This is a genomic window from Paenibacillus terrae (assembly GCF_005217525.1).
GTDB lineage: Bacteria > Bacillota > Bacilli > Paenibacillales > Paenibacillaceae > Paenibacillus > Paenibacillus terrae_C.
Genome location: NZ_PNXQ01000011.1, coordinates 226,789 through 248,955 on the forward strand (window position 1 = coordinate 226,789; position 22,167 = coordinate 248,955).

The 22,167-nt window shown below is 48.6% G+C and carries 21 protein-coding genes; 14 read left to right on the forward strand and 7 right to left on the reverse strand.

The window, feature by feature from the left end; genetic code table 11:
• Positions 1-14 precede the first annotated feature (14 nt).
• The 9 genes from C1I60_RS09905 to C1I60_RS09945 all read left to right on the forward strand — a co-directional run bounded on the left by C1I60_RS09905 (position 15) and on the right by C1I60_RS09945 (position 9,879).
• A complete protein-coding gene (locus C1I60_RS09905) occupies positions 15-257 on the forward strand; it encodes a hypothetical protein (RefSeq protein WP_137061555.1) in 243 nt (80 codons plus the stop codon).
• A gap of 174 nt (positions 258-431) precedes the next feature.
• Positions 432-2,162 (forward strand): sensor histidine kinase, encoded by a 1,731-nt coding sequence (locus C1I60_RS09910; RefSeq protein WP_252361656.1) that lies wholly within the window; start codon positions 432-434, stop codon positions 2,160-2,162.
• Positions 2,140-3,699 (forward strand): response regulator transcription factor, encoded by a 1,560-nt coding sequence (locus tag C1I60_RS09915; RefSeq protein ID WP_137061557.1) that lies wholly within the window; start codon positions 2,140-2,142, stop codon positions 3,697-3,699. The genes C1I60_RS09910 and C1I60_RS09915 overlap by 23 nt, the downstream gene beginning before the upstream one ends.
• Positions 3,700-3,873: 174 nt before the next feature.
• Positions 3,874-5,166, forward strand: a complete 1,293-nt coding sequence (locus tag C1I60_RS09920; RefSeq protein ID WP_137061558.1) for an ABC transporter substrate-binding protein — start codon at positions 3,874-3,876, stop codon at positions 5,164-5,166.
• Positions 5,167-5,392: 226 nt separating this feature from the next.
• Positions 5,393-6,301, forward strand: coding sequence for a carbohydrate ABC transporter permease (locus C1I60_RS09925; RefSeq protein ID WP_137061559.1), 909 nt, complete (start codon positions 5,393-5,395; stop codon positions 6,299-6,301).
• Positions 6,302-6,306: 5 nt separating this feature from the next.
• Entirely contained in the window at positions 6,307-7,146 is an 840-nt protein-coding gene (locus tag C1I60_RS09930) for a carbohydrate ABC transporter permease (protein ID WP_137061560.1), read from the forward strand.
• Positions 7,147-7,183: 37 nt separating this feature from the next.
• Positions 7,184-8,311 (forward strand): rhamnogalacturonan acetylesterase, encoded by a 1,128-nt coding sequence (locus C1I60_RS09935; RefSeq protein ID WP_137061561.1) that lies wholly within the window; start codon positions 7,184-7,186, stop codon positions 8,309-8,311.
• 73 nt (positions 8,312-8,384) lie between these two features.
• Positions 8,385-9,419, forward strand: coding sequence for a glycoside hydrolase family 88/105 protein (locus C1I60_RS09940; RefSeq protein ID WP_137061605.1), 1,035 nt, complete (start codon positions 8,385-8,387; stop codon positions 9,417-9,419).
• A 55-nt stretch (positions 9,420-9,474) separates the two neighbouring features.
• Positions 9,475-9,879 carry a sensory rhodopsin transducer gene (locus C1I60_RS09945; RefSeq protein WP_137061562.1) on the forward strand — a complete coding sequence of 135 codons (405 nt, stop codon included), beginning with the start codon at positions 9,475-9,477 and terminating at the stop codon, positions 9,877-9,879.
• A gap of 142 nt (positions 9,880-10,021) precedes the next feature.
• On the opposite strand, the gene C1I60_RS09950 is transcribed toward C1I60_RS09945, so the two are convergent.
• From C1I60_RS09950 to C1I60_RS09960, 3 genes are all read right to left on the reverse strand, one after another.
• On the reverse strand, positions 10,022-10,981 hold the full coding sequence (locus C1I60_RS09950) for a DMT family transporter (RefSeq protein ID WP_137061563.1): 960 nt from the start codon (positions 10,979-10,981) through the stop codon (positions 10,022-10,024).
• Between the two features lie 245 nt (positions 10,982-11,226).
• On the reverse strand, positions 11,227-12,543 hold the full coding sequence (locus C1I60_RS09955; RefSeq protein WP_170970774.1) for a glutamate-1-semialdehyde 2,1-aminomutase: 1,317 nt from the start codon (positions 12,541-12,543) through the stop codon (positions 11,227-11,229).
• Positions 12,544-12,627: 84 nt separating this feature from the next.
• Positions 12,628-13,746, reverse strand: a complete 1,119-nt coding sequence (locus C1I60_RS09960) for an LCP family protein (protein ID WP_137061565.1) — start codon at positions 13,744-13,746, stop codon at positions 12,628-12,630.
• Between the two features lie 104 nt (positions 13,747-13,850).
• Here C1I60_RS09960 and C1I60_RS09965 point away from each other — a divergent pair, with 104 nt between their 5' ends.
• Genes C1I60_RS09965 through bcp form a run of 4 tightly spaced genes read left to right on the forward strand, consistent with a single transcriptional unit; the run spans position 13,851 to position 16,998 of the window.
• Positions 13,851-14,900 (forward strand): ABC transporter ATP-binding protein, encoded by a 1,050-nt coding sequence (locus C1I60_RS09965; RefSeq protein WP_137061566.1) that lies wholly within the window; start codon positions 13,851-13,853, stop codon positions 14,898-14,900.
• Positions 14,893-15,687: an ABC transporter permease gene (locus C1I60_RS09970; protein ID WP_137061567.1), complete on the forward strand. Its 795-nt coding sequence runs from the start codon at positions 14,893-14,895 to the stop codon at positions 15,685-15,687. Before C1I60_RS09965 ends, C1I60_RS09970 begins: the two co-directional genes overlap by 8 nt.
• A gap of 4 nt (positions 15,688-15,691) precedes the next feature.
• Positions 15,692-16,480, forward strand: coding sequence for an ABC transporter permease (locus tag C1I60_RS09975; RefSeq protein WP_137061568.1), 789 nt, complete (start codon positions 15,692-15,694; stop codon positions 16,478-16,480).
• Between the two features lie 41 nt (positions 16,481-16,521).
• Positions 16,522-16,998, forward strand: a complete 477-nt coding sequence (bcp, locus tag C1I60_RS09980; RefSeq protein WP_137061569.1) for a thioredoxin-dependent thiol peroxidase — start codon at positions 16,522-16,524, stop codon at positions 16,996-16,998.
• Positions 16,999-17,109: 111 nt separating this feature from the next.
• Here the strand turns inward: bcp and C1I60_RS09985 are convergent, their stop codons facing one another.
• From C1I60_RS09985 to C1I60_RS10000, 4 genes are all read right to left on the reverse strand, one after another.
• The gene (locus C1I60_RS09985) at positions 17,110-18,204 is read right to left on the reverse strand and encodes a GerAB/ArcD/ProY family transporter (protein WP_137061570.1); all 1,095 of its coding nucleotides are present in this window, start codon (positions 18,202-18,204) and stop codon (positions 17,110-17,112) included.
• 19 nt (positions 18,205-18,223) lie between these two features.
• On the reverse strand, positions 18,224-18,460 hold the full coding sequence (locus tag C1I60_RS09990; RefSeq protein ID WP_137061571.1) for a hypothetical protein: 237 nt from the start codon (positions 18,458-18,460) through the stop codon (positions 18,224-18,226).
• Between the two features lie 65 nt (positions 18,461-18,525).
• Complete coding sequence (locus tag C1I60_RS09995; protein WP_137061572.1) at positions 18,526-19,737, reverse strand: Ger(x)C family spore germination protein; 1,212 nt, start codon at positions 19,735-19,737, stop codon at positions 18,526-18,528.
• A gap of 17 nt (positions 19,738-19,754) precedes the next feature.
• A complete protein-coding gene (locus C1I60_RS10000) occupies positions 19,755-21,275 on the reverse strand; it encodes a spore germination protein (RefSeq protein WP_044646086.1) in 1,521 nt (506 codons plus the stop codon).
• A gap of 156 nt (positions 21,276-21,431) precedes the next feature.
• On the opposite strand from C1I60_RS10000, the gene C1I60_RS24825 reads away from it, so the two are divergent.
• Positions 21,432-22,167 (forward strand): MFS transporter (locus C1I60_RS24825; RefSeq protein WP_212734458.1); only part of this gene is annotated, 736 nt, incomplete at its 3' end.

Sequence of the window (22,167 nt, forward strand, 5' to 3'; positions counted from 1 at the left end):
AAGGAGGAAGGATGATGAGCCAATCCGAAGATTTGGAACGTGAGCTAAGTGAATTGCTGACGGAAGGCGAAATTCGTGAGAATGAAGCCAAAAAACGCGAACGGCTCACTCCTAAATATGAGGTGCGGATCCAAACCCATATTGACCCTATTGTGGAGGAGACGCGTAAATATCGCAGCATGGCAAGGGAACTGGACGACCGATACGATGAATATATGAGCAAGGCGGACAAATCGGAACCAACCGACCAACGCTGAGCGAACACAAATACCTCTTGCCTAATGACCAAGGCTTGGGGTATTTTGTATGATGTACAGCTTTATCGGACAATCTCCATTCCAGGCTGGAACAGGCAGGACGAGTGAAGGAGGCGACATCTACTGATCACTTATTTTAAAAGCGCTTTCAAAAATGCCGGAATCCATCATAAAATGGTACTGCTGATTACAGTGCTCATGCTGGTTAATTTTGCAGTTGTTGCAGTCATACTTAAATACGTATTTCATATTTATGATAATCAAATGTATAAAAAGACATCCGAAGTACTCAATATTTCTTCAATCGGCATTGAAAATGAGCTGAAGGATGTGGAAAAAGTTACTTTCAAGGTGACAACAGACGAACAGCTTCAGCGTTATTTACTACAATTGGAAAAGGAAACCTCACCTTACGTCAAAATGGTGCTGCGTAAAAAAATAACGAACAGGCTTATCGCCTTCGCCGGCTCTGAAACTTATATTTACTCTATGATGGTGATCGACAAAGAAGGTCAAGTCATGAGTGCGGGCAACCGCGAGGGCATTCCCCAGGAGCTTCGCTCCACCCTGTCTATGCTGGCAGACGAATATGACGGTTCCAACGCATGGTATGTAGCGGGTCACTCCTCCTTGCTCGCTGCGAGGCAGTTTAAATCCTTTACGGATTCCAACTTTACCCTGAACGGACTCGGAACGCTGGCGATTCGTGTACGAATTGACCGGATTGTAGCCGACCGTGTACAGACTTCTGGTGGTGACGGACAGCTAATGATCACCGATGGAAGGCGTATGGTCTATCCCGAAGCACCGCTTTTGAATGACAGCGATATGCTGGCCGAGCTTGGGCGGAAGCAGCCTTATGGTATTGCAACCTACACAGGCGGAACCTTTTTTGCAGCTCAAACCAAATCCTCTTATACGGGCTGGACGTATTTGCATATGACCCCCTTCGACGACATGTTTCGCAGTATTACGATCATCAAAGAAATTGTAAGCGCTATTTTTGTCATTATGCTTCTGATCGCGCTGGCACTGGGAGCCCGATTATCTGGCAGTATTACGAAGCCGATCGTTCAATTAATCCAGAACATGCGTAAAATTGAACAAGGAGATCTCGACCGTCTGGAGGAGGAAGCACTCGGCGTGGTTCCTCTATCCACACAGGATGAGGTGGGCTTGCTGCACCGGACCTATAAGAAGATGATCCGCCGTATCCGTGAGCTAATTAATGAAAATGTTGCAAAGCAGCTATTGCTGCGGGAGACGGAGCTAAAGGCGCTTCAGGCGCAGATTAATCCACATTTTTTGTATAACACGCTGGAGTCTGTGAACTGGCTCGCAAAGGCGAATAAGCAGGATCGTATCTCGGAAATGGTGGAGGCGCTGGCCTTTCTGTTGCGCAGTGCAGTCAGTTTTGAGGAACAGCTCATTCCACTTCGGAAAGAGTTGGACATTGTGAGAAGTTATGTAACGATCCAAAGAACACGCTTCGACGAACGTCTCGTTTTCCATCTGGATGTTCCCGAAGAACTGATGGACGCGCAGATTCCAAAGCTGACGCTCCAGCCCTTGGTGGAGAATGCGATTCATTATGCGCTGGAGCCGCGAATTGAGCCATGTCGGATTGCTATCATTGCCCGGGAGCAAGAAGGTGCGTTGTTGCTTAGAGTCGAGGATGACGGACCGGGCATGACGCAGGATTTTTTGGAGCAGCTTCGGAGCGGGCAGGTCGCTACACGGGGGCAGGGTATTGGGCTTGCGAACATTCAGGAGCGGATTGACCTGACGTTTGGTACACCATGGGGCATAGAACTGCACAGTGAGTCAGGAACAGGAACGTCGATTCATGTCTGTATTCCATATGTGAAAGGGGATCAGGATCATGTACAAGGTGCTGTTGGTTGATGATGAGCGTATGATTTTGGAAGGCATATCACAGGTGGTCGATTGGGGCAAGGCTGGTACGAGGCTGGTCGGTACGGCACGTAATGGGATTGAGGCGTATGATCAGATTCAGGCCAGCCCGCCTGATTTTGTCATTAGCGATATCTCTATGCCCGGACTGGACGGAATTGGACTGGTGGAGAGAACGACGGAGCATTTTCCGGACGTCCGCTTCATTCTGCTGTCTGGTTATAAGGATTTTGATTATGCCTGTCGTGCCATGCAATACGGAGTAAAACATTATTTGTTAAAGCCCTGCAACGAGCGTCAAATTCATGAGGCGTTGACCGAGTTGGGGCAGGAACGGGAGGAGCAGGAGGAACGCAAGCAGTTCGTGAACCGGATGAAGCTTGATTTTCAGCGTATGCTGCCTCATGTGAAGGAGCATTTTTTGAAGGAGTTTATTTCCTATAAAACTTACGGCAGTCGGGATATCGCTTTTTATGAGCGGTTATTCGGTCTGGAGCTGCAAGATAAGCAGGTTCGAATGCTGCTGCTGCGAGTCGAGGAATCCCATGAGCCGGAGCATCTGTTTGCCCTGCAAAATATTGCGGCGGATTTAATGGACGATGTATTGCTTGGGACGACCATGCAAGGACAACTGCTCATCGTGCTGGAAAGCGGGAACGATACGTCCAGGCTTATGGAGCAGCTTGACGCGGTACGTGCGACGTTTCGCCGTTTTTACAAGCTGGAGGTGACAGTCGCAGTTAGCGAGTCGGATAGTATGCAGCATTCACGCGGGATGTATCGGGAGACGCTGCATTGTATGAATCACCGTTTTTACACCGGAGAGGGCAGTCTGATTACCAAGGAGGATCTGGCGGCCGCAGAACCTCGGGAGATGGCCGATCTGGAGCTGGACGAAGAGAAGTTCGGCCTGCTGATTAAGGCGGGGAATACGGAGGAGGTGGTGCAGGAGGTAGATCGGCTGTTCGGTATCCTGTCCCGTATGAAGCTGGAAATTTCCGTGACCCGCTCCTATGTGCTTCAACTGTATGCAGCCATGATTCGCATATGTCCCGAGGAGGAACGCGCGGCATTCACCAGCCGAATGGTCGTGCTGGCTGAGCACAAAACGCTTGCTTCTCTTAAATCCTTCGTGCAGGAAGCCGCCGGACGAATGACCGCAATTTACTATAAAAGCAATGTGTACCGCCAGTCCTCCACCGTTAATAAAATGATCACCATCATCGAGCAAAACTACAGAAAATCCGATTTGTCACTGAATGGAGTGGCAGGCCAAATGCTGTATATGAATTCTGACTATTTAGGAAAAATCTTCAAAAAGGTGACGGGGGAAAACTTTTCGCATTACGTCAATCGCTACCGGATCGAGCGGGCAGCAGAGCATATTCGGGAGACGGGAGACGTGAAGGTATTCGAGCTGGCCGAATGGTTCGGCTTCGGCGGAAACGCCCAATATTTCAGCCAGGTATTCAAAAAATGGGCGGGTATGACGCCATCGGAGTATATTAAATCACAGGAACGGGGATGAGCGCTGGAGCCCCTCTGTTTTTTAAACCCAGGAAACCTGATTTGTGTATTCCAATGTTTCGCTGCTTTTGGGAAAATAACAACAGGAGCAAATGTAAACGCTATCAAATTGGCGTAAATACGTTATCACTTGTAACACAGCTCCTTTCAAGAACAGCGAAAAGGGGAGAGATAGGTGGGCAAAAAAGGATGGTTTCTGATCATAGCCATGCTGCTCGTATTGACGACGGCATGCAGCGGAGCAAATGACGGCGGCAATTCGGGCACAAGTGCAGACGGGAAGGTAAAGCTACGGATCGCCTGGTGGGGGTCGGATACGCGTCATGAATATACGCAGAAGGTCGTCGATCTGTATAAGCAGAAAAATCCGAATGTGACGATTGATGTGGAATACGCCTCTTTTGATGACTATTGGAAAAAGCTCGCCCCGCAGGCTGCGGCAAACCAACTGCCGGATATTGTGCAAATGGACATTTCGTACATTAGCCAATATGCGAAGAATGGCCAACTTGAGGATCTTGCGCCTTACTTGAATCAAAAAATTCAGGTCGCTGATGTGAACGAAAATGTACTCAAAACCGGCGTAATTGCCGGAAAGCAATATGGTATTCCAACAGGCGTTAATGTTCTGGGCTTCCAGTATGACCCGGCGTTGCTCAAAAAAGCGGGCATAGATAAAATTCCTGACAACTGGACATGGGATCAATACAAAGAGCTGGCTCTGAAGGCAGCCTCCAATAAAGTTCACTTCGATAGCACTATGGCTGCCGATATCTTCTTCCACTACTATTTGCGTACACATGGAAAGTCTCTCTACAATGCGGAAGGAACAGGCTTGGGGTATGACGACGATAAGCTGTTTGCCGATTTCTTTGGCGGATTGGCTGATCTCATTAAAAAAGGGGCGACCCCGACTCCTGAAATTATGAACCAAACCAAGGGCATTCTTGAAGAATCCGATATCGTAAAAGGAACGGGCATCGGAATCTGGCAGTGGTCCAATCAGTATGTGGGCTTACAGCAGGTCGTCAACCGTCCGATGGAGCTAGCGCCGATGTTTGGACCGAATATGGAAAAAGGCATCTACATGCAGCCTACGATGTACTGGACAGTCGCTGCCCGTTCTCAGGTGAAGGATGAGGCCGCCAAGTTTATTGATTTCTGGATGAACGATGTAGAAGCGAATAAGTTGATTAAAGGCGAGCGGGGCGTGCCGATTTCCGCTAAAATCAAGGAAGCTGTAGCGCCTGAGTTGAGCGAGGCTACGAAGCAGGTGTTTGATTTTGTGGCTTCCATGGAGCCAAAGGCTTCTCCAATGAGCCCACCGCCGCCAGTCGGATCACCGGAAGTGATTGCGACCCTGACCGATTATATTGAGCAGGTCAATTTCGGGCAGATGACAGCGGAGGATGCAGCGGCCAAATTCCGGGCTGATGCGAATACCATCCTTGCGAATAACAAGCAGTAATCAGCGCAATGGAATCAGGATGGGCCTGACAGACACCGCTTTAACATAGGGACGAAGGCTAGTTTCGTTAGGCTAACCGTGCGTAGAGATGGCATGATACGCACGGTTAACCCGACGAACGAACCGCGAAGTTTTCTTTATATACTTCATAACAAAATACATGTAACAACGATTTATCGATATAATGATTTGATTTGGCAGCAAAATGTAACAGAAGGGAGGCTTGATGAGCTTGCGAAACCATCAGAGCTTGAGAGCCAATATGACCGGATATGCGTTTATCAGCCCGTTTATTGTGGGCTTTCTGGCGTTTACGTTAATTCCGATGTTTATTTCATTGTATCTGTCCTTTACAAGCTACAATTTGTTCACCCCGCCCAAATGGATTGGTCTGGGGAACTTCGAGAAAATGTTCACAGGCGACCCGAAATACTGGAATTCAATCCGAGTCACGTTTACGTATGTACTGGTTGGCGTACCGCTGCGACTGATTTTTGCGCTGTTCGTGGCTATGATTTTGAATACCAAATCGCGCATGGTCGGCACGTATCGGACGATGTATTACCTGCCGTCCATTATCGGAGGCAGTGTTGCGGTGTCCATCATGTGGCGGAACATTTTCAGCAATGAGGGTATTGTTAACAGCTTGCTTTCAGCCTTGGGAGCGACTCCCGTAAAATGGTTTGGTGATCCGAATGCTTCGCTTACAATGCTGATCACTCTGTCCGTATGGCAATTTGGTTCCTCCATGCTGATTTTTCTGGCAGGATTGAAGAATATTCCTGTTGAATTGTACGAGGCGTCCGGCGTAGATGGTGCTTCGCCCGTACGAAAATTTTTCAGTATTACGCTGCCGCTGCTTAGTCCAATTATTCTATTTAACCTGATTATGCAGACGATCAGTGCCTTTATGACCTTCGTTCCGGCGTATGTTATTTCCAAGGGCGAGGGAGGTCCAATGGATGGAACGATGTTGCATTCACTGTATCTGTTCCGGCAGGCGTTTATGTTCAGCAATATGGGATATGCGGCGGCCATGGCCTGGGTCATGCTCATTATGATTGCGATCCTGACAGCGATATTATTTATATCCTCCAAATACTGGGTATTCTATGAAACGGAAAAGGGGCGCTGATACCGATGGCATGGAAAACGTTCAAATGGCCAATTTATCACATTCTGGTCGCTGCACTGGCGCTCCTGATGCTGTATCCCGTGTTTTGGATGCTGTTCAGCTCGTTTAAAGAAAGTCGGACGATATTCGTCACGGCCTCCTCACTTTTCCCTACAGAATGGATCTGGCAAAACTATGTAACAGGCTGGAAAGGCACAACGGGGTATAACTTTGGCACATATATTATGAATTCGCTCACGATCGTAGTGATTTCAACGATTGGAGCCGTGCTTTCCTCCTCATTGATCGCATTTGGCTTTGCACGTTTGAAATTCAGAGGACGTAACTTGTGGTTTGCCCTGATGATGGTGACGCTGATGCTGCCAGGGGATGTGGTACTGGTACCGCAATATATTATTTTCACCAAGCTAGGGTGGATCAATACGATCTTGCCGCTGGTAGTGCCGTCGTTTTTCGGAATGCCGTTCTTCATCTTCCTGATGGTTCAGTTTATACGGACGATACCGGCAGAGTTGGATGAAGCGGCTACGATTGACGGATGCGGCAAGTTCCGGCTGTATTTTCGAATTATTTTGCCCCTGCTCAAATCCTCACTGGCTACGGCGGCCATCTTTTCTTTCTACTGGAAGTGGGAGGATTTGCTCGGTCCGGTACTGTATCTGAACTCGCCGGATAAATATACCGTTTCGATTGCACTCAAAATGTTTCTCGACAGCGAGTCTGCCTCCAACTGGGGAGGGATGTTCGCCATGTCTATCTTAAGCTTGCTACCGGTTATCGCTGTATTCTTCGCCTTCCAGAAGCAGATTGTAGAAGGAATGAGTACAAGTGGCTTGAAGGGATAAAGTGGGGCTTAAGGGCTATCGCGGAGAGGTGAATGGAATGTGGAAGTTTGATTTTGGTCCGGGTGAGCCTGTGGATGGCTACACGGGAGTACCCCCGGATTGCTCGTACACTGCCGAGCAGGGCTACGGCTTCGAGAACGTGGATCATGTGTATGGTCGGGAAAGGCGATTATACGGCGTAACCGCACCCAAGGATACGCTCACACGGCTGCGAAGCCGCTTTTGCATCCCGCTGGGGACTGCGTTTGTCGCCGATGTACCGGAGGACGGGACGTATCTCGTCACCGTGCTGCTCGGCGATCCGCTCGCGGAGACGCTCACGCGGCTCAAAGCCGGCGAGGGCAAGCATGTGCTGCCCCCGTTACACACGCTGCCGGGCCAGTTCACAGAGGCCCGGTTTGCGGTGCCCATCAGGGGCGGCAAGCTGAGCCTCGCCGTATCGGGCACCGCGCCGAGGCTCAATGCGCTGGAGATAGCACCAGCGCCACAGACCCTCCGGCTATTCCTGGCCGGAGATTCCACCGTTACGGATCAGGACGCGTCCGGCTATCCGTATACAGGCTGGGGCCAGGCTTTGCCAGCCCTGTTCAAGCATGATGTGTGCGTGGATAATCACGCCGTGTCGGGAAGAAGCTCCAAAAGCTTCGTGGACGAAGGGCGGCTGGACGTCATTTTGGCCGAAATGAAGGCAGGAGACTTCCTGTTCATCCAGTTCGGTCATAATGATCAGAAGCCGGACCCGGAACGGGCTACAGAGCCTTTTACAACCTATAAGGAGCATCTGCGCCTCTATATCGACGGAGCCAGAAGCCGTGGGGCTACTCCAGTGCTGGTTACGCCTGTACACCGCCGTTGTTTTAACGGGGACGGTACACTGTCCGACACACATGGTGACTATGTAACAGCGGTTCGTGAGCTGGCGGAAGAGGCGAACGTGCCGTTGATTGACTTGGCTGCCCGCACGCAGGAGTTATATGAGCGGTTGGGTCCCGAGGCAAGCAAAGAGCTCTTTATGTGGCTACTGCCTGGTGAATACATGAACTTTTCCAGTGGCTTGGAGGATAATACACATTTTCATGAGAACGGTGCGGTCTGTATTGGAGACATGGTGGTGGATGCTGTGAAGGAGCTGGATTTGCAGCCCTTACGCATGTATTTGCGATAGACGGACAGATTGTTCTCGAACAGGTGTCAAGGAGGCAGTTAACGTGAAACTTACTAAAGGGGGAGACGAGGAAATGCCTGCATTGATTTTTGATGAGGAACAAATTAAACAGGTGATCGACCGGGTGGTGGAACGCACATTTCAAATGGACTATAGCTGGGATTGGCCGGGTGGTGTGGCCTTTTACGGGGTGTGTGAAGCCTATGAAGCAACCGGGAACGAGAAGTATTTGATCAAATTAAAGGAATGGGTCGATGAAAATATTGCAGATGGACTTCCACCGCTCTCGGTGAACGGCGTGTCTGTGGGACACTGCTTGCTGACGCTGTATCAGGCTACAGGAGAGCAAAAGTATCTTGATATCGCCACCGAAATGGCGGAATTTCTGGCGAAGAAAGCCGAGCGGTTCGCCGACGGCATTTTCCAGCATACGGTGAATTCAGTTCATGATGTATTTCCGCAGCAAGCGTGGGTGGATACGATGTTTATGGCAGGCTATTATTTGCTGCGCATCGGTCATTTGCTGGGTAACAAGGAATATTGGGAGGACGGTATCCGGCAATATCACGGGCATGAGGAATTTTTGCAGGACCCGGATACGAATTTGTATTATCACGGCTGGGATCATGCGAACCAAAGCCGGATGTCAGGTATTTACTGGGCGCGGGGAAATTCGTGGGCTGCACTCACAATGGCAAAAGCGCTGAAATTCGTGGAGGTGCAGCATCCATCCTACATGATCATCGACGGTTCGCTGCGTGACCAGCTCAGTGCGCTGGTGCGGCTGCAATCCCCGGAAGGGCTGTGGCATACGGTGCTGAATGATGAAACCTCCTATCTGGAAACCTCAGGCTCCGCAGGCATTGCGACGGCTTTGCTTATGCAGGGGCGACTTTTTAACAAATACACGCAAAAGGCGATCGACGGTATTCTTTCCCGAATCAAGGAGGACGGCACTGTGACGGGTGTATCCGCTGGTACCGCCGTGATGAACGATATTGATGGCTACCGCAACGTACCATACAAACGCATTCAGGGCTGGGGACAGGGACTGGCGCTCGCTTTTCTGGCCCAACTGCTGCGTACCAAAGAGAATCCATTTGGATAGTTTGTGAATAGCATAGGGATGCAAAAAGTATTATAGGTGAAAGGAGCCGGATAGCATGGAAAATACTGAGCTTTCTAAGGAAAAAGTAAACCAGCCGCGGGGCAGTTTATTCTGGGTTATTCCCGATGGCTATATTCCACCTGAAAGCCGGGGAGAGCTGCTTAGTCATGAGAGTATATGTGTGCTGAACTGTGGAACCCGAGCGGCCAAGCTGAGCATAGACATCTATTTTGAGGACCGCGAGCCGTTGGAGGGATTGATCGAGGTGGTGGAAGGAAGGCGAACTCGCCATATCCGCACGGCCTCCTTGGAGAGGGATGGTGAACGGATTCCGGCAGGCATTCCCTATGCGATTACGGTCACCAGCGATGTGCCGGTGATTGTGCAATATAGCAGACTGGACACGACACAGCCAGAACTGGCGCTAATGAGCGTCATGGCGTACCCGGTTGAAGGGTGAGATATTGGCTTGAGCGGGATATTTAATCTCAAGTGAACCATTCTAAGTAAAATAGATGAAATGAAAAAGAAATCCTCAAGATGGTCATTTATTCCAACTCGGGGATTTTTTTTGTGTTACAACCGTGAGCATTTATATTGCTTCAATCCACTTTTAGTGGTTCTACAGCAGATAATTTTTGCGACTTTAAGCTTTTCCGGCCTCCAAAATTGGTGCCTAACACCCCGATAATAATAATAATTGCCCCGATAATATGATAGTATGCGAGCTGCTCCTTCAAAATATAAGCACCTGCCATCATGGAAATGAGAGTTGATAAATTACCGATCACACTCATTTTGGAGGCTTCGATCCACTTCAAGGCAAAGCTTGATAGCAGCGAGGTCACGAGGGTAGACAGAATGCCCAGATAAGCCAGTGCCAGCCAGTAATCAGGCTTTACCAGAGGGGCAGTATAACTGCTCATGGAACCGTCTATGGCATGATATCCCAGCGCCACCAAGTTAAAAACGACACATCCCAAAATGGAGGTAACATAAGTCAGTTCCATCGGGCTGTATTTTTGTGTCAATGGACGAGCCAGCACATTATACCCGGATAGACAAACAGCAGAGAGCACGAGCAAAAGAATACCACCAAAGCTATTGGAGGCCAGGGGCGCTCCGCTTTTCATCACGAATATAAAAATAACGCCTGCTACAGAGAGCAGCAAGGAGAGCTTTTGGATAACCGTAGTCCGCTCTTTAATAAAATAGGACGCCAGCAGCAGCGTGAATATGGGAACGGTTGCCTGAATAATGCCGCCTTCCGATGAAGAGGTGCTCATCAGCCCGAAGGCTTGCAATGGAAAATACACTAAAGGCGAGAGCAGCGCCAGCGGTAAAATACGCAGGATATCGCGCCGCGTGATGTTAATCCTGATCCAGCCCAACACTACCGGAACCGTCAAAGCGATAAAAGACAAAGCAAAGCGGTGGGCGATTACATCCAGCGGGCTGGCTTCGGTGACCGTCAGCTTCACAAACAAAAATGAAAAACCGAGTATAGCGGCATAGCTGAGAGCAGCCAGGTAGGCGACTCCAGTTTTGGAACGATTGTGCATGATAAACCTCCGTAATGAATGGCTCAGGTATTTTTTTTAATTAGCCTGTGCTGAATGATTTCAACATGTTGCTCCTCCCAATATACCCGGATGGCGTAATTTGATACAATCCATAAAACATACAACTGTACGGGTACAGTTTGCAAAATAAAAAACCGGAAGGCAGTCTCAAAGGTGGGATATCCCAGTCCTTAAAGCTGCTTCCGGCCCTAATCATATCAAGATTCCATCATTTACTGATCTGCTTACTTGCCCTGTGCCATTGCATGGAAAGAATCGTCCGCTGCTTCCAGCGTAGTATCCACATCTTCATCTGTGTGTGCCGTTGTGAGGAACCATGCTTCGTACTTCGACGGAGCCAGATGAATACCGCGATCCAGCATATGACGGAAGAAGGAAGCGAACGCTTCGCCGTCCGTATTCTGTGCCTCATCGTAGTTCGTGATCGGATGATCACAGAAATGCGTCGAGAATGCTCCACGGATGCGGTTAATCGTCAACGGCACGCCATGACGCTCGGCTGAGGAAGCGATGCCGTCCGTCAGTCTCACGGCGAGACGTTCCATCTCTTCATACACGCCTTCGCCTTGAAGTACTTCAAGGCATGCAATGCCTGACGAGATGGAAGCCGGGTTGCCCGCCATGGTGCCCGCTTGATAAGCCGGGCCGAGTGGAGCAACCTGCTCCATTACATGCTTGCTGCCGCCGTAGGCACCGATCGGCAGGCCGCCGCCCATAATTTTACCCAGCGCCGTCAAATCCGGCTGAATCGCATCATGATTGTCCAACCCGGCGTACGTTTGGGTGGAGCCGTAGTGGAAGCGGAACGCAGTAATGACCTCGTCATAGATGACGAGTGAACCGTTCGCCCGTGCCATTGAGCATAGCCCTTCCAGAAAACCGGGCTGCGGCATCACCATGCCGAAATTGCCGACAATCGGCTCGACCATGACGGCTGCCACATCGTCGCTCCAGCGCTCCAGGGCTTGGCGCAGCGCGTCCAGATCATTGAAGGGCACGGTAATCACCTCGCTCGCAATGTTGGTCGTAATGCCTGCGCTGTCTGGTATACCCAGCGTGGACGGGCCAGAGCCTGCGGCTACGAGCACCAGATCCGAGTGACCGTGGTAGCAGCCTGCAAATTTGATGATCTTGTTTCGCTTCGTATAGGCCCGTGCAACACGGATCGTCGTCATGACTGCTTCTGTGCCGGAATTCACAAACCGGACCTTGTCCATGGAAGGAATGGCTTCCTTTAGCATCTTGGCAAGCTTGATTTCCAATACCGTAGAGGTTCCGTACAATACCCCGTTCGCCGCCGCCTCACTAATGGCCTTGGTAATATGAGGGTGGGCATGCCCGGTAATAATAGGGCCGTAAGCCGCTAAATAATCAATGTACCGATTATCATCCTCGTCCCAGAAATGAGCGCCTTTGGCGCGTTTCATAAATACCGGAGCACCGCCGCCCACCGCCTTGAAAGAGCGTGAAGGACTGTTTACGCCCCCGACAATATGCACCAGTGCTTCTTTATATAATGCTTCGGAGGTTTCCCGTTTCATCATCCAAAACTTCCTTTCCGTTCATTAAAATAGGGTATACACACGCCAAAGGGCAGCGTTCGCGGCTGCCCCCTGCATACATCATTATAGCTCTTTTTGTCCTGTCTTTGTTGTCGATTGTGTGGCAGCAGCATCACTGGCTTTGCTGCCACCCGTGAAAGAAGCCTTATCCGTCTTGGACGATGATGCACTGCCCGGTTGCTTCGTGTTGTTTTGATCCTTATTTTGTTCCTGTGTCTGTACAGGAGGATTGTTGAATATATCCTGCACGTACTTTTTCAATTCTTCCGGATCGCGGACGGTAAGAACCTCCGCACCGCCTACATTTTCTTCCCCGAGCAGCTTCATCGGCGGAACCTGCTCGCTGCCAGCAAAGTTGCTTTGGTAGCCGACGTTTGCCAGCCTCCACATATCGTTGACACTGAGATTTGTATCAATATACGGGTTTACCTGCTGCAAAATGCTCGGCAGATTGGCAATGGAGGTCGTGCTCCGCATTTTCTGTGCTATAGCCTCCAAAAATGCACGCTGACGCCCTGACCGGGAGAAGTCCGACATGGCATCGTGGCGAAACCGCACGTATTGAAGCGCCTCTTTGCCTCCCAGATGCTGCATGCCCTTTTTCAAGTCAATATCGTATTCATGCTTATCGGCATTACTTGTATAATGCATATCTTTTTCGACTTCAAAATCAATACCGCCTACGGCATCCACCAGCTTGATGAACCCCTGAAAATCGGTATACACATAATATTGCACCGGAATGCCCAGCAGATCACCAGCTGTCTTCATGGCCGTGTTGGGACCGTGAGTAATGGCGGTGTTAATCCGATTTTTATCGTAGCCGGGAATATCCACGTACGTATCACGCAAAATAGAGAAGAGGTGAATCTTTTTCTTGACGGGGTCCAGCGATACGACCATCATGCTGTCCGACCGGGGGACTTCCCCTTTTTGGATACCACGGCCATCGACACCCATCAGCAAAATGTTGACCGGATCCGTACCTTCCCACTTAGGCGGGTCTGGTGTGCGCACCTGATCGACCTGATTTACATTTTTGAATGGGGAGTTCGCACCCTCTTTATGCAGATTATCCAGTTGATTATAAATGGATGAAAAATAATACACGGCAAAGCCGACAATCGCGACGATAATCACGGCTAGAACCGACCATATCGTCCTTTTGGTTCTGCTTGTCATGGATGCTCTCCCTTTCGCTTTTCAATTCATTACATTATAATTTCTTTTTGGAGCACAATCAATTTAACTATGGATTTTATAAAATCCTGAATGTGAGGTATGACATGCTGGCAATTGATGTGCAGGATCTGCGCAAAACATTTAAAGTGCAAAAAAACCGCGAGGGACTGAAAGGAGCCTTCCTTGATTTATTCGCCCGCGAATACAACGAGGTGGCCGCGGTCAAAGATATTTCCTTCGGTATTCCGCAGGGAGAAATATGTGGCTATATTGGTGAAAACGGAGCTGGAAAGTCCACCACCATCAAGATGCTCACTGGTATTCTTGTGCCAACGTCTGGACATCTCAAAGTAGGCGGTTTTGTTCCTTACGAGGAACGTGAGAAATTCGTAAGTAATATCGGCGTTGTTTTCGGACAGCGCAGCCAGCTATGGTGGGATATCGGCGTGATTGAGTCTTTTCAGTTGCTGCGCAAAGTATATCAGGTTCCGGCCACAGACTTCAAACGCAGGCTGGATGAGCTGGTAGAGCGGCTCCAATTACAGGACCTGTTAAGCCGCCCGGTGCGCAAGCTTAGTCTCGGGCAGCGGATGCGTTGTGAATTGGTGGCTGCACTGCTGCACAATCCGTCCATCGTTTTTCTGGACGAGCCGACTATTGGACTTGATATTATGGTGAAGTCTGAAATCCGCGAATTTCTGAAGGACATGAATCGGGATCACGGTACGACGATTTTGCTGACAACCCATGATTTGCAGGATATTGAAGCGCTGTGCTCGCGCGTCATTATGCTGGATGACGGGAATATCATCTATGATGGTGGTCTGGAGGATTTGAAGGCACGTTGGGGTACAGGTCGTGAGGTACAGTTCCAGTTCGGCGTGCCCACCCAGCTTGAGAAATTACAAGCGTGGACAGCGGACATGCCGCTGGCTTGGACGGCGGATAATGATTTGGCTGCCAAGGTGTGGATTCCGCTTCATATTAACGTATCGGATGTACTGGCCAGCGTAGTCGGGCGTACGGATATTACGGATATCAAAATCATTGAAACGAACACCGATGATATCGTGCGTAGCATCTACCAATCCGGCTCGGCGGAACGCAAGGGCAATCCCGTGCTTCCGGCAGTGGAGGCCAAAGTCCATGCTTAGCGTATATACCGATTTTATTCGTATCCGGTTTCTCACCATGCTCGCTTATCGTGTAAACTATTATACGGGCATATTAATTTATTCCATGAATATTGGTGTATATTATTTCACGTATAAAGCGATTTATGGAGATGCGGGCAGCATCGGTGGCTTTTCCGCAGCCCAAATGACGACCTATGTAGCTGTATCGTGGATGGCGAGGGCCTTTTATTTCAACAATCTGGATCGTGAAATTTCGACAGAGATTCGTGATGGCAGCATTGCCATCCAGATGATCCGGCCGTATAACTATGTGCTGGTCAAAGTCATGCAGGGGCTTGGCGAGGGGATGTTCCGTTTCCTGCTGTTTATGATCCCGGGCATGGCGATTGCGATGCTGCTGTTTCCAGTGACGTTGCCGACAGATCCTGTAGCATGGATCAGTTTCCTCGTGATGCTGTTTTTCAGTTTTATGATCAATACCCAAATCAATATTATTACGGGGCTGACGGCCTTTTTTGTTGAAAATAACGAGGGTATGATGCGCATGAAGCGGGTGGTAGTGGACCTGTTCTCCGGCCTGATTCTGCCCATCAGCCTGTTTCCGGGCTGGCTGGCGACCTTTGCCCAGTGGCTGCCGTTTCAGGCGATTACGTATTTGCCCGGCTCGGTATTTACCGGACGAGTAAAAGGCGTGGGTATTTGGAATGTACTGGGTATCCAAATCATTTGGCTGGTCGTTCTGCTCGTGCCGATGATTATCATTTGGCGACTGGCGCGCAGACGTCTGTTCGTGCAGGGAGGGTAAGCCGATGATGTACTATTTGGGACTCATTAGCGAATATTTAAAGAATTACATGAAATCCCGGCTAACCTACCGCGCGGATTTTTGGGTAGAGGTCATTTCCGACCTGCTGTTTCAGGCAACCAACCTCATTTTTATTTTAGTTATTTTTATGCACACCAACACGTTGGGCGGTTGGAGTGAAAGTGAAGTCGTGTTCGTCTATGGCTTTTTCATGGTTCCTTACGGATTATTCAGCTGCTTCGTCAACCTGTGGAACTTTAGCGAACGCTATATTGTAAAAGGAGAACTGGATCGGGTCATGACCCGTCCTGCGTATAATCTGTTCCAGATTTTCCTTGAAAATGTGGACCCGCCCGCGCTGGTCGGTTCGGTCATCGGTCTGATCATTATGGGAATCAGCGGAGCGCAGATGGATTTGGCTATGGAGTGGTGGTTCATCCCGGCTCTAATCATCATGAGCCTAAGTGCCGTAGCGATTTATACGGGAATCTATACCATATTGACTTCTATTTCGTTCTTTTCGGACGCGCCAACAGGAATTATTCCACTCATGTACAATATGCAGAGCTACGGACGTTATCCGGTGACAATTTACAACCGTGCGATTCAAGTTGTGCTGACCTGGATTCTGCCGTTTGCTTTTGTTGGCGTATATCCGGCATCCCTTTTCCTTCATCGGGAGGATATGCAGCATATGGCGCTTTTGACTCCGGTCATGGGAGCTGTATTTCTAACCTTGGGCTTACTGGCATGGAATTTCGGCATTCGGCGTTACAGAGGTGCGGGTTCTTAGGCCGGATCATATGAGAACCCCACAAGAAAGGAGATGATGAGATGTCCACGACATCTACCGCTATTGGACAACCCGCGCCGGACTTTGAATTGCCGGGAAGTGAAGGGAAAAACGTCAAGCTGTCTGATTTTAGAGGTAGCAGGGTTTTACTGTATTTCTATCCGAAGGATTTGACTTCCAGTTGCTCGACACAGGCTTGTGACTTTCGGGATAAGCATACGGAGTTTGAAGGCTTGAATACCGTCATTCTGGGGGTGAGTCCTGATCCACTCAAGCAGCATGACAAGTTTATTACCAAGTACGGACTACCTTTTCAACTGTTATCCGATGAAGAGCATCAGGTGGCTGAAACGTACGGGGTGTGGCAGCAGAAACAGATGTATGGCAAGCAGTACATGGGCATCGTTCGCTCCACATTCCTTATCGATGAGAACGGTATTTTAATTCATGAATGGCGTGGCTTGAGAGTCAAAGGGCATATCGATGCTGCGCTGGAGTACATTCGGGAGCAGGCGTAAATCATAAACATTCTTACACCCTTGGGGACGCTGGTTGTTTTTCAGTCCCAGAGGGTGTTTTTACTATGTAATCTCCAACTTTTTTACCTCAGGATGTTATAAAATCCCTCATTAAGATTGTTTGCTTTTCTGCCTGATTGCGTAAATGCCCCACAAGCTCAAGGGAATGATGACCGAGTTGGTCAAATCCCAATCTACCCAGGAGGGGACAAGGGTATCAAAATAGTAGATGATATTGGGTGCAACCATCATGCTCAAGCCGTAAATGAGCATTGCCGCAGGCATGCTGAGAGGGCGGTAATCTTTTAGACGAAATGTCTGTGCTGTCCCCAATATGAACGCGTAAAAATAAAGGAAGCTCTTAAAAAAGAGCGATAATCCCCATATAGCTGCTATAAAGGCCTCCATACGTTGGAAAAAATTGAACACGTTTATTTTGGCAGTGAGCATATACGAAGGATACACGCTAGATTCAGTTAGAAAAGGGCCGAGAACAAACAGAGACATGATTACAAACAGACTGAGCAGAATTCCGCCTATAAGGCTTCCTAAAAGGATGCTTCTTTTAAAATGTGCTGAATGCTTCACATAGGGAAAAAGCATGAGAAATACGACTAATTCTCCAAATGGATAACTAACCCCAAGAAGCGTACCATGAATAGTAGGAAGAACCCCGTTTTCCATAATTGGCTTTACTTTAGAAAAATCAATCTCGGGAATAAGGCAAGCCACTACAGTAATAGTCACGATTACAAAGAAAGGCAAGCATAGCTCGCTGGCACGGGCAAGGGCTTCAATTCCGGTAAAAAAAGCGAAGACCAGCATGAGTATTGCCAGCAGCATTAATATCCTTAACGGGGTTAGCACATAAGTCTGTGTAGTATAAAAGTCACCAAATTCCCTAATATATATGGCATCGGACATCAAAAAATAGAAAAGATACCATATCGAGACGACAGGAGCCAACCATTTCCCTATAATTTTCCTTATAGCTTCAATCAAAGTAAGGCTGGGATACAGCTCATGTACACGCAGCAAAAGCCATACAAGCGCCATACCTGCCGGTATACTCAGCAGGGTACTGATCCATGCATCCTGTTTAGCGATATGGGTGCAGATGCTGGGGATGATCAGTATCATATCACCCATTGTGCAAAAAATAATGAGAACCGTTACTTGCCCAACACTAATACGGCCTTTTTCCAACGCTGGCGGCCCCCTTTATTTACAAATTGAATAGATGTGAAAACAGGTTATTTACCGGCTTATATATCATCTCAATCAAGATTAGTGGGCTCGATGTTTCCTTTGCCTGAGCAGCGATCGTGCTGAACCACGCCCCGAATGCGAGCATCACGATGTATACAACCATGTCCTTAAAGCGATGCTTGCGGTATAAGCCGGGCAAGTCCTTGATTGCAATCAATAGAGCAATGCACAAAACCGCAATGAGGGCCTTCATAGGGATACTCCTTCCGTAATCGTACTCGTTTTGGGATGCTATGAAGCCTCGAACCGTTATTTGGCTTACTCCTTCATTTTCTTTTGAAAGGACTGGAAAATAGCTCCCATTTTCTTGATTTCCGTATTCGCCTTATATTCAATCTGTAAATTCATAAATGTGTGGTCCCAATCTTTTTTCAGTACTTTCCAGGCCTTGGGGTCGGTTTGATGAATTAATTGCCCAAACCCAAAAATGTCTACTTTGAAGTTACGACGTACAGTTTCTACGGAATGCTTCATAATCTCGATCAATTTGGCATTACTCTCCATCTCGATTTCTTTAATATCCTCCAGACTTTTAATCTCCATTTTTTTACAGCTATTCTCTCTAATCGTACTTTTGTTCTCTACGGATATCTGGATTATAGGCTCACCATTGTGCATTAACACTTTAGTCTTCGTGTGACTGCTCAAAGCCAGCAGAGCGATTTTACCGCCTTCCGGGCAGTCCGTATGTCCTGTTGTTGTATCTACGCTATCCCGGATATAGTTGTATCCTTTGCTATCGTCTTCATCAAGCCAGCCGATCAACCGGTCTTTTTTAAATACGCCTAAGCTGGAAAAAGCCAGATCTGCTATGGGTTCAATCGTTCTGACATTGTCCATACCTTCCTCCACACTCTTGGGTAAATCTCCTTTAGCTTCGAGGGCAGGTAGAGCAGCATGTATTTCGGAACTGACGAGATCCTCCATCAGCTGATCTATAGTCACTTTGCTGACAGGAGCCCAGGTTTTAGTTAATACATCCATGGAAGCAAACATTTTGTTCGCCGGAATTTTCTCCAATGTCGTAGTTACCTGAAGCATTTTGGAGGCAGACGTACCTTTCGCAATACAGATATAAAAGTCAGTTCTGGCAAAAGGCTCTCTCATCAGGGATTCCACAACATCGGCGATGCCCTGTCTGGCGAATTCCTCGCCAAATACCAGCATACGGATATGAGATAAGTAGATGATTCGCGGACTGATTTCCGTCATTTTTTGGATAGCCTCATACAGAGTAGGCGCTGTTGCAACATAGGTAGTTACCGCAGGAGATCCTTTACTGGATCTTGATTTGGAGGCCACCTCCGAAGGTACAACCACCTGTGCCGACACACGAATTTGATCGCCGTCCTTATCCACACCCAGTCCTACGGTAATTCCGATCTCGTTAAGCTCTTTGCGATCCCAGCAGCCGGTCAGAAGGGAAGCAAGTAGACTGAGTATGAGAATCATGCTGGTTACACCTTTCATGTATGGTCACTTCCCAATTATTTTTTCTTACCCACCCGCTTTTTCTGGTGTATTTGCCGGATCGTATTCTGAACTTGATTCGTATTCGGACGTGTAGTCATCCATGGCCAAGGCAAGCGAAAGATCGTATCCTTCATATCACTTTGCACATAAGGGCCGAACGGGCTCATGTAAGACACTCCAAAAGATCTTAGACTGGTCAGATGAAGCAACAGGGCCATCAAGCCCATTAATATACCCAGAAATCCGAAGGCGGCGGCCAGCATCATGAGGGCAAACCGGATAATCCGTACCGCAATGGACAGCCCATTTTCAGGGATGACATAGCTGGAGATCGCGGTGATGGATACGATAATAACCATGGCGGCCGACACGACGCCTGCATCCACAGCAGCTTGCCCAATGACCAGCGTACCTACAATGGATACCGCTTGTCCGACCGTCTTTGGAATACGCACCCCGGCCTCACGCAAAATTTCATAGGTAATTTCCATCAGCATCGCTTCCACAAAGGCTGGAAACGGAACACCCTCCCGTTGCGCTGCCAAACTGATCAGCAGATTTGTAGGAAGCATTTCTTGGTGAAAGGTAGATATCGCTATATAGAAGGCTGGTGCCAGCAGAGCGATGAAAAAAGCCAAAAATCGCAGCATTCTCAACAAAGTACTGATATCCGCGCGTTGATAATAATCCTCGGCCGACTGGAAAAATTGGATAAACAACGCAGGAATAAGAAGTACAAACGGAGTCCCGTCCACTAATATGGCCACTTTTCCCTCCAGCAAACTGGCTGCTACCGCATCCGGGCGTTCACTGTTGTATATCGTAGGGAAGGGGGTGAAGGTGGCGTCTTGAATTTCCTCCTCGATGTAGCCACCTTCCATAATCCCGTCAATATCAATTCGGTCCAGGCGTTCTCTCAACTCCTGAATGACGCCTTCGTCCGCGACTCCTTTGATAAACATCACGGCCACGTTGGTATGCGTGACTTTTCCGATCTGCCTTGTTTCCATCCAAAGACGCGGGTCGCGGATTCGCTTGCGAACCAGAGCTGTATTGGTACGCAGATTCTCAGTGAAACCCTCCATCGGTCCGCGTACAACCGTCTGGGATTGGGGCTCGCTGACGTTGCGATCCTCCCAACCAACGGCATCAATCCAAATGCTTTTCGCGTAACCCTCCAGCAAAATGATAATTCCGCCGGATAGCATCCGGTTGAATAACGCATCCATTTCATCCAAAGTGCCTGAATGCCCTGCGATCAACACCTGATCCTTTAAATAATCGAACGGTTCAGCACCTTCCGGAACATGATGAATTTCCATCCGCATAAATGAGCGCAGTACAGAATCATGCAGCAATTGAGTGTTAATCAGACCATCAATATAAAACACGGCTGCTGGCCATTTCTGCATCCACAGTAGCTCTTTGACAATCAAATCCCCGCTGTTTCCAATCGAGCTTTGGATATGATTCACATTATCCCGCAGGCAAGAGGATACGTGAGTGAGTGGACAGCTTTTATTCTCATTTTGCATACGTAAAATCCTCCGATATTGGAGTTAGTTGGTTTAGTGTGCTCTGAATATATGAATTTATGCTTGACGGTTGTATATTCATCCCTATAAATTAGTTATATAGCTAATTAGATTAATATATAATTAGTGGATCATATCGATTTGGAGCTGAAGCACATGGTAAACAAGCAATACAGAAAGTTATTCGCGGCTGGCATCATTAACGGAATTGGAGACCGCTTCTGCCAAATCGCTTTGTTAGCCTTGATATATCGGCTTACCGGCTCGGGACTCAGCGTGGGGATTATGCTGGGACTACGGGTGATTCCTTTTTTAATTCTGTCGCCCGTGTCAGGAGTGCTTATCACCCGGATATCCAGACGCACCCTTATGACGACCACGGATCTGCTCAGAGGCGGAGCAGCCCTTGCCTTTTTAAGTGTTCACAGCAATGAGGATATGTGGATCGTTTATGGAGTCAGTACCCTGTTAGCCTGTGGGGAAGCGCTGTACGCTCCAGCCCGTAAGTCGTCTATCCCGCTGTTGGTTCCACCCTCGGATTTGATACGGGTGAACAGTCTGGAGCAGGTGATGGGGGGAATGGTATTGGTGATTGGATCTTCTGCTGGAGGCATCGTATCCGCGTTTTTTGGACCACAGGCCGCATTTATGCTCAATTCCGCCAGTTTTTTCGTTGCAGGTCTGATCGTCTGCAATATTGCATTCCCACCCGTCACCAAGGAGGAAGTAACTAGATCGGATGCTCATACTGAATCACGTGGAAGTCAGACACCGTACGATAATCGAATCCTCGGTAGGTCACAAATACTGCAATGCATCCGGATTTCGCTTCCGATCCAAGTCGTAATTGCATTTGAACTACTGGTTCCGTTCATCAATGGTATTGATAATG

Coding starts and splice junctions, on each gene's coding strand:
- C1I60_RS09905 (WP_137061555.1), top strand. CDS start 15: ATGAGCCAATCCGAAGATTTGGAACGTGAGCTAAGTGAATTGCTGACG.
- C1I60_RS09910 (WP_252361656.1), top strand. CDS start 432: ATGGTACTGCTGATTACAGTGCTCATGCTGGTTAATTTTGCAGTTGTT.
- C1I60_RS09915 (WP_137061557.1), top strand. CDS start 2,140: ATGTACAAGGTGCTGTTGGTTGATGATGAGCGTATGATTTTGGAAGGC.
- C1I60_RS09925 (WP_137061559.1), top strand. CDS start 5,393: ATGAGCTTGCGAAACCATCAGAGCTTGAGAGCCAATATGACCGGATAT.
- C1I60_RS09930 (WP_137061560.1), top strand. CDS start 6,307: ATGGCATGGAAAACGTTCAAATGGCCAATTTATCACATTCTGGTCGCT.
- C1I60_RS09935 (WP_137061561.1), top strand. CDS start 7,184: ATGTGGAAGTTTGATTTTGGTCCGGGTGAGCCTGTGGATGGCTACACG.
- C1I60_RS09940 (WP_137061605.1), top strand. CDS start 8,385: ATGCCTGCATTGATTTTTGATGAGGAACAAATTAAACAGGTGATCGAC.
- C1I60_RS09945 (WP_137061562.1), top strand. CDS start 9,475: ATGGAAAATACTGAGCTTTCTAAGGAAAAAGTAAACCAGCCGCGGGGC.
- C1I60_RS09950 (WP_137061563.1), bottom strand. CDS start 10,981: ATGCACAATCGTTCCAAAACTGGAGTCGCCTACCTGGCTGCTCTCAGC.
- C1I60_RS09955 (WP_170970774.1), bottom strand. CDS start 12,543: ATGAAACGGGAAACCTCCGAAGCATTATATAAAGAAGCACTGGTGCAT.
- C1I60_RS09960 (WP_137061565.1), bottom strand. CDS start 13,746: ATGACAAGCAGAACCAAAAGGACGATATGGTCGGTTCTAGCCGTGATT.
- C1I60_RS09965 (WP_137061566.1), top strand. CDS start 13,851: ATGCTGGCAATTGATGTGCAGGATCTGCGCAAAACATTTAAAGTGCAA.
- C1I60_RS09970 (WP_137061567.1), top strand. CDS start 14,893: ATGCTTAGCGTATATACCGATTTTATTCGTATCCGGTTTCTCACCATG.
- C1I60_RS09975 (WP_137061568.1), top strand. CDS start 15,692: ATGATGTACTATTTGGGACTCATTAGCGAATATTTAAAGAATTACATG.
- bcp (WP_137061569.1), top strand. CDS start 16,522: ATGTCCACGACATCTACCGCTATTGGACAACCCGCGCCGGACTTTGAA.
- C1I60_RS09990 (WP_137061571.1), bottom strand. CDS start 18,460: ATGAAGGCCCTCATTGCGGTTTTGTGCATTGCTCTATTGATTGCAATC.
- C1I60_RS09995 (WP_137061572.1), bottom strand. CDS start 19,737: ATGAAAGGTGTAACCAGCATGATTCTCATACTCAGTCTACTTGCTTCC.
- C1I60_RS10000 (WP_044646086.1), bottom strand. CDS start 21,275: ATGCAAAATGAGAATAAAAGCTGTCCACTCACTCACGTATCCTCTTGC.